We start from the raw sequence: 7,959 nt of genomic DNA, 5'->3' as shown, positions 1-7,959 counted from the left end.
AAAATCCGGGCGTTCCCTTCGCCATGGCCGCGATCCCCTTGCGACATGACCAAGTGAATCAACTCAACCCCGATTTGTCCAGAGGTTTTTGGAGGCGTCCAGCTGACCAACGACGTTTTGCCGGTTCCACGTGCGCCGGCGATGAATGCATGCTCTCCCGGACTCGCAACGATATTGAGTAGTTCACGTAAGCTGGCTTCGCGGCCAACCAGTTCTGCTAGGGAAGAAATAGGCGTTCCAGGGGTAAATGTTTTTACGACAGTATTTATTCTAGCGCGGAAATCGTCTTTAGTTGGAATTGCTACTGCGTTTCCGGTTGGCACAGGCGCGCGACCTTAACGGCAGCGCTGCCCGTAGGAGAGGCTTCGCAGCCGTCCGCATCCGCAGCGCGAGAAATCAGGCAATGGTCAAGCTAAAGCTATTTCGCGTGCGCAGCAATGCTTTTCTCCGTGACTGCTAACGTTGCTGCCGCAGGCAACAGAGCTATGATATGGACCCGCTCCTTGAAATGGAGCAGGGCTTGGATTGCCCCCGCAATTACATGTCGGTCCCTGCCCAAGTGGGCGACTTTCTCGCATTTTCGGAAGCTTTCGCACGGCGCCGGCCGGCCAATTCCGCTCAATATCCGCAAGCTGCCAGGCTTCCCGCGCCAGAGGCACTCGACCGAGTGCAGCGCAATAACGGGATTGCCGTCGTGCAGTCGAACCTGTGCTGATTTGGGTAGGCCTCGATAAAAGGCGTCCCGCTCCGCGACGTTCAAACGCGACAGCGATTGTTTCGCGAACGGCTTCATTGGTCATGTTCTTGGGCATAGCGCCTGCCCCTGGATCGCAGCGGGAACCTTGAGGCCTGTTGCGCGTTTTCAGTGAGGCACAAGTTGCGTGTCGTATATGCGCTCCGATTGACGCGGGAGCCGCTCGCAAGAGGCCGACAAGGAAAGAAGAAGATGGCGCTCGCAGAAAGGTTCCTCCTCACAACAAGGCCCGCCTTTCCACGAGGCAGGACGCTGGACGTCGGCAGGCTGGCTTTCGTGGCGACAGCAGTTGCGGCTGTAGCGGCTATCGTTCTCCGGATTTTTGCGCTTGGCCATCCGATCATAGCGTTGTGGTTGGCGGCCGCTTTTTGTGCGTGGGCGTTTATTTTTGGGGCCGCCAGAGCTTCGGAGACCCCGGGTCGCCCACGTAGAAGCGGCCCGTGAGCTCGCCTCGCGTTAGAGATCTCGTGGGTCGTTGCGACTCAACGCCGTGCAATCGTAAGGCCTCCGATCACGCTTAACAGGGCGTTAGTCGCCCGAGGTCTATGAGACCTGCGCCGCGCCCCGGCGGATTGCGCGCACGTATGTGAGAGAGCGCCCCCGCCGGGCAGTGAATGTGACGATCTTGAAGCGTCTGACTTAACTATGTGCGACGCCGCCGCGTCTTCCAACCGCGCCCGTGCCTGGGCTTATGGACAGCGCCGCTGATCTCTTCCCTGCGCCGCCTACCTCTCCCCTCAAGGGCTTGCTGCTGGGGCGGTGATGCAAAGGCGCCACTTGGGCGTCAAAGCGCATTAGAAATTCGCTTACCGGTAACCAATCGGGATCACAAATAGGTCAGGCCGTTCGATCGGCGTGCACCGTTTTGCCGTAATTGCGGCATATTAAGTGAGGGATAAACTTACATATTTGACGGAAAGCTTATCATGCGCATGCACGTCCCGACGTCTAAGGCAGGCTTTTCGAAACTCGCGCCGCTTGATGTTTTCTGGGCGATTACAGCCCCAATCATCGCTTTGGCGCTGCGCGATCCGAACTTTCTCGACGCTCGCGATTTAACGGAAGGCATTCCTGCGAGCTATCTATATGTGCTTGTCACAATCATCTGTGCGATCCCCGCCTTCTTAGTGTTCCGGATCAGCGATGGAATGAACCATCTGTTTTCCGTTCACGACGCTTTCGCCGTTTGTGGCGCTGTCGCAGCGACGGTCGCTTCCAGCAGCCTTTTCCTGTTCGTTTTGACTCGCCTCGATGGCGTGCCGCGCTCTACGCCGCTCATTTGCGGACTGGTCCTGGGCGCTGGCTTGATTGTCGATCGGGCGATCGCGAGAGTTTATCATCAGAAGCTCAATGCGCACAAAGCAAAGCGCTGCGCCATTGCAACGCCGCAAGACTTACGCCGCATCGTCCTGATTGGAGCCGATCGCTTTTCGGCGTTGACGATAAAGTTGCTGGAGCATCAGCGTCCGCGGACGACCCAGGTCGTCGCCGCACTTGATCCGCGGGACGCTTTAATCGGGCGAGCTATCGCTGGGGTGAAGATCGTTGGACTGGTCGAAGATTTCGAAGCCATCGTGGACGAATATGCCGTACACGGCATTGAGATCGATGAGGTCTGGCTCTCGGATGACGTTACGAGTTTGTCCGATGACTCTTTAGAGAGGGTGAGCGAGCAATGTGGGGAGCGAGGGCTTAAGTTTACGCGAATCTCCGAGGCGTTGAATTTAGCGCCTTCGATCGTTCGCGCTTCCGGTGACTGGCGTAGCGATGCCGATGACGCGATGAAACTCGGCGGTTATTTCAAGTTGAAGCGTATTATCGATCTCGTAGGAGCCGGCGCACTGCTCCTGGCGCTTATGCCGCTGACGTTAATGGCCGCATATTTGGTTCTCGTCGATGTCGGAGCGCCGATCATTTTTTGGCAACAGAGAATCGGCCAAAAGGGGCGTAGGTTTCTCCTCTACAAGTTCCGCACGTACCACGCGCCTTACGATCGGCAAGGCAGAAAGATTCCGGAAGACCAGCGTCTCTCCAGAATTGGCCGCGCAATCCGCGCTGCGCGACTGGACGAAATTCCACAACTGTTGAACGTCCTGATTGGCGATATGTCGCTCATTGGCCCACGTCCACTCCTCCCTCACGACCAGCCGAGCGATCCGCGCCGACGCCTCTTGGCTCGGCCGGGCATAACTGGATGGGCGCAGCTCAACGGCGGAACAATCGTGACGCCTGACGAAAAAGACGCGCTGGACATTTGGTACATCCATCACGCCTCGCTATGGCTGGATCTCAAGATCGTGGTGGACACGTTCTTGTTCGCGGTCCAGGGCAGCGAGAAGGTAAATGATCGCATTTTGCAACAGGCGATGCGCTGGCGCGACGAGAACGCGACCGTGACGAGGCTCGTCCAGGCCGAGCAGCTCGCGCCAGAGACCTTGCTTGAGGCGCGTTCTCGGTATTGAAGAATGTAGCAGCAGTCGATCGAGTTGCGCGAGTGATCAACGCTGCTTACGATTCAGTGGATTTTTTTGGGACCTATATACGAGTTTGACCTAGATTGATGCCGTGGTATGGTCGGCTCCTGTCTGGAGGCCGATTCGTGAAAGATTTTTACGAAGCTATTGTAAGATATGAAGAATACAGGTCGGCGGCCTATCAATTTTCCGAAGAGGCGCTGAAGCGCAACATTCGAGTTAATCCGGCATATATAAGCTTAACCGGCATAGCTATCCAGCTGGCGCCAATCAGTGACGCAGCTATACGTTGCTGGCGGGACGACGCCAACGATCCAATCTACCCATGGGACGAACTGAAGTCACAATTCCGCCCATATATCAATCGGTTCGAGCTGGCCATCTGGGGCAATGGTAGAGTGTGTGGCATGGCCTACGGCCGCCCCTCTAAAGGTCCGTCGAACCTGACGATTCATTTTGCGGAAAGGTGGATGAGTGATAGTAACCCCCTCAAAGGGTTCATCGCTCCGACTATCGCGGATGTCGCGAACGCCTACGCGATCATCCTTGAGAAGCGATTTTTGCGGATCAAGGACCCTGTTGAAGACGCAATCCCGGCATATTTATCGCTAGGATTTCACCACGCGGAACCGATTGGACGCGTCAGCTACATGGAAAGGAGGGTGACAACATGACGGTTATGCATCTCTCCGTTACGTTCCAACAGCAATGCGACACCTCCCGCTCAGTGAGGGAGACGGCGCGCCGCGAAGCTCTCGCCAGATTGCAAAATGCTATCTCGGCATTCGACACAATGACCGCCGAACATGCTGCTGCTCTTGCGGCCTCAAACGCGCCGGTCACGTCCGGGGTTTACGATCCAGAAGACACAGAGCACGATCCTATCGAAGATAGGTAGCGCCTACCGCAGCCCCGCCATTGGCGGGGCTTTTTGTTTTTAACATCACTCATCATTTTCTGCGGTCAAAGCATTCTCATCAGATGCTTTGGCGCGTGGAAGCAGAGGGCGCAGCGCCGTTAAAAACGCAACGGCCTCGTCTAAATCATCCTGAGTCGCGATCACCCCGCCGGTTAGAATGATCTTGCCACCAACCCAGTGGAATGAAGCCTTACCGTCATGCTGATGCACCCCTAATAAGGCGGGGGCGTGAGGTTGTTGCTGCTGGCGCGGAGTCGTCGGTAACGTAGGTCTCGCTTCTTGCACCGCGATATCTCCAGAACTTTGAGGATACAGCGATTCTTGCCCGCGTTGGGGCGCGCGTCCATTTCTATCTCTTCCTATCTCATCCTCGATAAATCGGACGGTTTGCAGATAGGAAGACATAACAGACGGTATGGCCGTGTCTGTGAAGCCTTCCTTTATCAAGAAGGCGCGAAGAGCTGCCTCTGACGGCGTCCCGTCACTGAACCTTTCTTCTATTTTCCTAAACAGTTCCGGGGCCTGCGCGGCCGATCGCAGCGCTTCCGCTTTCTTCGTCTCGTCATCCGGGTAAAGGATATCAACGGCGAGCCGACTGACCCGGACTTCGTTCTTGCCAGTACGCTCGATTAATCCATACTGGACCAGGTTAGACAGAACTGTCGCGGATCGGCCCGTAAGGCCGCTGTACCCAAGGGCTTTTGCCGCCACCTCGCGTTCAACAGCATTGGAACGCTCGGTCTTGTGAAATTTTGTTACATATTCAATAGCTTCTGAAATCGCGAAGCTCGGATAGGTAGGGCTTCTGGGCCTGCCGGACATGGGGCTGCGCCTCCGTAGAGTATCATCCTGCCTGCAATGTATTTTATTCTGCTCTCGCACGCAATGCCGGTAATGGTATAAACGATGGTATGGGCGGTAAAAAATTGTTGACGGAGAATCTGGCGCGTGTAGGTTTCGATGGCGTCGAGATAACGGCGCGCGATTCGAATAGGGGATCGATTGGCGACACTTGATAAGCCCTTCCGCCGCACCACCCGGCGCCGATAGGGCTACTAACGAAGAAGGCCGGAACCCCGGTGGAACGGGGACCCAGCCTTCGTGGTGGCAAAGCAACCGGGCGGGTGAACGCACGGGCCTCGGCGACCGAACACCCCGAGAATCCCACGTTCCCCGCCCATCTGCAACCCTTTTCAGCGAAAGGGAACGATGATGGTTTGGGTGAATGCCTATACCCGCATCCGCTTCGGTCGTCGTGAAAGTGTCTGCGCCCACTGGCGCGGGCGCTAATCTAACGCCTTAGCTTTGGCAGAGGACCTGCGTTTGCGGCCCTCTGCCATCTCTCCAGTTCTGGCGCTCTTGGAGCCGCTGGGAGAAAGGAGCCCCGGAGGCTTTTTCTGTTTCGCCCGCTCGATACTCTCTTCGACTTCTTTGGGGTCTGTCTGAAGCGCGCGGGCCATCATTTCCGCGAAGCCCATATCGAGCTTTAGTGGCGGCTCCAGCTTCTTGCCCTTGTTCGTCATGCGATCAACTCGCGATAGCGCAGCCGCCCCTCGACGCAGGAGAAAATGTCATTCATGCGCGGCGACGGCTTCATATCGCGGCGGTTAAAGCGCCACGTCATTTCGTCCACATAGCGCTGAAGGTGCTTCGGCGACACCCAATGGTGGACGCCGATGATCTGGCGCTTCAGGAGCGCCCAGACGCCTTCGATGTTGTTCGTATGAACGAAGCCGCCGAGGCGCACATATTCGCCAGCCGAGTGATTGACGGCGAGGTGGTTGAAATCCTTGTCGAGGCCAACAAACGCCATGTCTTCGTCGGTCAGCACAGCCGACCCCTTGGCGACGTTCTGGCGGACCTTCCCCTGAAGCGTCTTTGCCTTGTGATCGGCGACGTGCTCGGCGCGTAGCTCGCCGTCGCGCTCGACAATGCCGAGCACAACCGCCTTGCCCGCGCCGCCCTGTTTGCCGCCCTTGCGGTCCTTGGCGTGCTTGTTCTTTTCCTTGCCGCCGACAAACGTAGTATCTGCCTCGACGTCGCCCTTCAGAGGCGCGTTGAACGAAGGCGTGCGCGCCGCATGGCGAAGGCGATGCAGCATAAACCACGCGCTCTTTTGCGTGATCTTCAAATCCTTGGCGAGCGTAACGGAAGCGATGCCCTTCGGATGGTTGGTGATCATCCAAATGGCTGCAAACCACTTGCGCAGCGGCAGTTTCGTGTTTTCGAAGATCGTGCCGACTTTGATCGAAAAGCGCTCTCCGCACTCTCCGCACTTATGCGTCTTGCGGTCGCTGAAATGGTAGATTTTATGGCCGCCGCAGTAGGGGCAAAATTCCCCATCGCGCCAGCGGATCGACCGCAAATGATCGACGCAAGACTGTTCATCCGGGAAGGCATCAAAGAGGCTGTAGAGGCTATCGAAATTCGTAAGCACGGCTCGTCTCCGTCGATTTGGAGATACTAGCCTACTTTTCTGGTTAGGTAAAACTCATATATAGGTCCCATTTTTTTCGTTCATAGCTTCGCGTCTGTTTGTCGCGATTGAGGTCTAAAGCTTGGCATAGCAGGGTAAAGCCATCCCTTCGTGGTGGTCAGAGGCTTTATGCCGGCGGACTATAGATGTGAATACAGTATCGGCAAACATCTAGGGATCGGATTTTCCAGATCCCGATTTGATCATTGGAGTGTCGCGAGACCAGCGACTTGCGAACTTTCTTCTTTGGCAGGCTGCCTACGCAGAATTCTACTTCCCGCCCATCGATTGGCCCGATTTTGACCAAACGGCCTTCGAAATTGCGATTGAGGATTACGCCCACCGGCGCCGTCGTTTCGGGGGTTGCTAGCCTCTAATCGCTCCTCGCGGTCAAGAGCGTGGCGATCTGGGTTCGTTGCCTGCTGAGCGACCGCGAGGTCTCGCGGCGGCTATCGGGAGCGTTCGAACCGACCTAGCGAGCTCTTTGTCGACGCAGCGGAGAACGTGTCGTTTGCTCGTTGAGTCTGGAAATAAAAGGTCCACCAGTTCTGTGGTATTGAGAAAAAAACGAACCGTTCGCTCATCGAGCGAATCTGTTCGCAAAATATCTTTCATAGCTATTCGCCTGCGCCACAGCGTCGGAAAGCCAAAATGCGGGAACAGCCTGCGCGGAAACGAGATTTTCTGCGCATTTGCGCGAATTCCGATCGCCTCGGCAAGAAACGCCTGGGCGCTAAAAAGCGCCACGAGGCCGGAGAATACGCGATAGTCTAGAGCAACGTATTGATCAGTAGGTTCGTGCAGGAAAAGTAACCATAGAATCGGTGCAATGGCGAATATTGACCAAAAAGCGCAAACCTTCCAGGATCTAACGGCCCCGCGCCCCTCCAGCATATGTAATTCCTACTACTTGATCCGTGTGTTGATAATCGGGCGAAGGGCGTTGAAGGCGCCTGTCGTGTAGCGTTAGATTTACAATATAAGTCGTCCTGACTTATAGCTTATTTCCCGAAAAAAATCTAGCCTTCCTCCTTCGTGCCGTCAATGCCCAGGCGCTCACGCCGGCTCGTGCATTGTGCCTGTCCGATTCAACTGTCCTCCCGAAATCACGCCTCATCAGCTGCGTCGCTCGGACTCGGCCCCGAAAGGCTGATCGCAAATCTTCAGCGCAAAAGCACGATGAAAGTAATTGCCGACGAAGAAAACGAAGACGGTCGCGATATCCATCGCAAGAAGCGAGTGGAGGCTGGGCCTTCTCCTTAGGGCTCGGACCTATAAAGTTGTTGGCTTGGGCGCGATGTCGTGATTCACAGCTTCCGAAAGGAAGCGCCAATGA

At 56.0% G+C, this 7,959-nt stretch carries 7 protein-coding genes and 1 pseudogene; 4 read left to right on the top strand and 4 right to left on the bottom strand.

Features of this window, described 5'->3' with window-relative positions; translation table 11 throughout:
• The coding region (locus HUN39_RS19065; protein ID WP_210267061.1) for an ATP-binding protein at positions 1-323 on the bottom strand (323 nt) is incomplete at its 3' end.
• A gap of 1,447 nt (positions 324-1,770) precedes the next feature.
• Between HUN39_RS19065 and HUN39_RS18545 the strand changes: the two genes are divergently transcribed.
• The 3 genes from HUN39_RS18545 (at position 1,771) to HUN39_RS18535 (ending at position 4,126) form a co-directional block, all read left to right on the top strand.
• Positions 1,771-3,216, top strand: a complete 1,446-nt coding sequence (locus tag HUN39_RS18545) for a sugar transferase (protein ID WP_232366215.1) — start codon at positions 1,771-1,773, stop codon at positions 3,214-3,216.
• A 137-nt stretch (positions 3,217-3,353) separates the two neighbouring features.
• Positions 3,354-3,902: a hypothetical protein gene (locus HUN39_RS18540; RefSeq protein WP_175095915.1), complete on the top strand. Its 549-nt coding sequence runs from the start codon at positions 3,354-3,356 to the stop codon at positions 3,900-3,902.
• Positions 3,899-4,126 carry a hypothetical protein gene (locus HUN39_RS18535; protein WP_175095914.1) on the top strand — a complete coding sequence of 76 codons (228 nt, stop codon included), beginning with the start codon at positions 3,899-3,901 and terminating at the stop codon, positions 4,124-4,126. Before HUN39_RS18540 ends, HUN39_RS18535 begins: the two co-directional genes overlap by 4 nt.
• A gap of 45 nt (positions 4,127-4,171) precedes the next feature.
• On the opposite strand, the gene HUN39_RS18530 is transcribed toward HUN39_RS18535, so the two are convergent.
• The 3 genes from HUN39_RS18530 to HUN39_RS18520 form a co-directional block, all read right to left on the bottom strand.
• Positions 4,172-4,969, bottom strand: coding sequence for a hypothetical protein (locus tag HUN39_RS18530; RefSeq protein WP_175095913.1), 798 nt, complete (start codon positions 4,967-4,969; stop codon positions 4,172-4,174).
• A gap of 464 nt (positions 4,970-5,433) precedes the next feature.
• Positions 5,434-5,670, bottom strand: coding sequence for a hypothetical protein (locus tag HUN39_RS18525; protein ID WP_175095912.1), 237 nt, complete (start codon positions 5,668-5,670; stop codon positions 5,434-5,436).
• Positions 5,667-6,584, bottom strand: a complete 918-nt coding sequence (locus HUN39_RS18520; RefSeq protein WP_175095911.1) for an IS1595 family transposase — start codon at positions 6,582-6,584, stop codon at positions 5,667-5,669. The genes HUN39_RS18525 and HUN39_RS18520 overlap by 4 nt, the downstream gene beginning before the upstream one ends.
• Before the next feature lie 217 nt (positions 6,585-6,801).
• Here HUN39_RS18520 and HUN39_RS18515 point away from each other — a divergent pair.
• Positions 6,802-6,993, top strand: a pseudogene (locus tag HUN39_RS18515) (undecaprenyl diphosphate synthase family protein); the annotation flags it as partial.
• Positions 6,994-7,959: the final 966 nt, after the last annotated feature.

Source organism: Methylocystis silviterrae (genome assembly GCF_013350005.1).
GTDB lineage: Bacteria > Pseudomonadota > Alphaproteobacteria > Rhizobiales > Beijerinckiaceae > Methylocystis > Methylocystis silviterrae.
This window is presented reverse-complemented; position numbering and strand designations above follow the sequence as displayed.